Below are 773 nucleotides of genomic sequence, written 5' to 3'. Positions count from 1 at the left end.
AAGAAATCGGATTTTCTGCTTTTATTTCAATCGGTAACGGTAGTGATATCGATTTTTGTGAGTTACTAGATTACCTCAGTACCGATACGCACACAGAAGCTATCCTTCTTTATATTGATACCATAAAAGACGCTCGTCGCTTTATTTCTGCTGCTCGGTCAGCCTCGCGTAACCGACGAATATTGGTTCTAAAAGGAGGAAGAACCGAACGTGGGCGGGCGGCAGCGATGGCGCACACTGGTGGTACAGATACACTCGATATTATTTATGATTCAGCAATACGACGTAGCGGCATGCTTCGCGTAAAAAACATGCATGAATTGTTCGCGGCAGTAGAAACATTGACACACTCAGTTCCATTGAGAGGTGAAAGGCTTGCGATTGTCACCAACGGTGGCGGACCTGCAATTATGGCCGTTGATACCTTATTTGAGCGAGGTGGTAAGCTCGCTGAACTTTCTGAAACTACCTATCAAAAACTCAATCAGCGCTTACCTGATAGTTGGTCCCACAGTAACCCAATCGATATTGTTGGGGATGCCGGTGAACAACGTTATATCGATACCATAAACACACTTTTAGATGGGGATGAAGCCGATGCTATCTTGATTATGCACAGCCCTTCTGCCATCGCGCATTCAGCTCGAACTGCTGAAAAAATCATAGATGCCATCAAAAAGCATCCTCGTCATAAGCACTTTAATATACTTACCAATTGGTCAGGTGAACTCACTGCAAAACCGGCCAGAAAGCTCTTTACCGATGCCGGTATT

1 pseudogene is annotated in these 773 nt (G+C 44.8%); it reads left to right on the top strand.

The features are described 5' to 3' along the window. Window positions 1-773: pseudogene (locus tag KIV40_RS33785) on the top strand (protein acetyltransferase); the annotation flags it as partial.

The sequence above is a fragment of the Vibrio sp. D173a genome (assembly GCF_030248475.1).
The sequence above is the reverse complement of the archived record's forward strand: the minus strand, read 5'-3'. Positions and strand labels throughout refer to the sequence as shown.